The organism is Xenorhabdus aichiensis (assembly GCF_028598775.1).
GTDB lineage: Bacteria > Pseudomonadota > Gammaproteobacteria > Enterobacterales > Enterobacteriaceae > Xenorhabdus > Xenorhabdus bovienii.
The window spans coordinates 1-1,342 of the sequence record NZ_JAQRFO010000116.1 but is presented as its reverse complement, the minus strand read 5'-3'; the positions used below and the strand labels follow the sequence as shown (position 1 = coordinate 1,342).

The 1,342-nt window shown below is 48.6% G+C and carries 1 pseudogene; it reads right to left on the bottom strand.

Going from position 1 to position 1,342, the window contains the following annotated elements:
• Positions 1 to 196 precede the first annotated feature (196 nt).
• Positions 197 to 1,218: pseudogene (locus PSI22_RS21160) on the bottom strand (IS110 family RNA-guided transposase).
• Positions 1,219 to 1,342: the final 124 nt, after the last annotated feature.

Sequence of the window (1,342 nt, the reverse complement as noted above, 5' to 3'; positions counted from 1 at the left end):
TATTACAGCCAGAGCTGCGGGCCTCGATGTAATCCGCTGACTGGCTCCTCACTCTCCTAACGAGCTTTACGCTCAGAGCATAAATCAGGTTTAGCAAGTCACGGTCTTACCTGTCTTTGTCATCATTATCATCGCCTTAGCAATCTTTCTACATTCATCCTTGTAGTTAAAAGTGAAAGTTGATCAATGAAACACCTCAGTAAGGTCTGACACTGACGTAATCTTTTTGGTATTCCTGCTGATGGGCGACCAATGCCCAAACGGTACGAGCCAGCTTATTGGCCATCCCCACAATCACCACACAGACCGGACGGCGTTTTTTCAGCTCCGTCACCCACGGCAGCGGTGTTTTTGTCAGTAAGGTGGCCACTCTTGCACCGTGAATAAACAGGGTTCTCAGATAGGTATCTCCCCGTTTACTGATGCCCAGTAATTTGACCCTATATGAACGCATCCCGTTTGTTTCGGCACCAGGCCCAAATAGGCCGAAAATTCCCTGCCCGACCGAAACGCGCCGGGATCGCCCATCGTTGCGATGGCGGCTGTCGCAATTAAGACACCGACGCCGGGAATTTTCATAATTCGCTGACAATCAGCATTCTGCTTTGCCCACGCCGTCAGTTGTTTTTCCACCTGTTCAATTTGTTCATCGATTTCGTTCAAACGGTGGTATTGCTCTTCAAGCAGATTGAGCAGGAATGGCGCCAGTTTTTCCTTTAGTCGCTCAAGGACTTCAGGCATGGCTTTATCCAGCGAGGTTCTGCCCTTATGCACGGTTTCACCAAATTCCAGCAGTAAACCATGTAACGAATTGATCTGCGCGGTTCTGAATTTGACGAGTTGATAGCGCATCCGGTGTAATGACAGAATGGCCTGCTGTTCTTCATTTTTGATAGCCACGGATTTACCGGGTTGCTGAACGGCCAGCCAAATCGCCCGGGCATCCTGAACATCGTTTTTATTTCCCATCCGAAATGCCCTGACAAACCGGGCCTTAAGCAAACGCACTTCATGTCCCAGCTTTCTCAGTTCCCGTGCCCAATAGTGAGCGCCACCGCACGCTTCCATACCAATCAAGCAAGGCTCACGGTTACTAAAGAACGTTAAAAAATCATTTCGTTTTAGTTGCTTGTCAATGAGTTCACCGGTGTATTCATCAACAAAATGAATTTGCATCAAATGTTTTGCAATATCGACGCCAAAAGGAGTAAATTTCATGGGTGGATCCTCCAGTCATCAGGGAGCAACAGGCTTCCCGCTTAGGCACTATAAGGCCGGAAATCTGAGAGGATCCACGCCTCACCTCTCAATTCCAGCACGGTGCCAAGGGCTAAGTGATTGG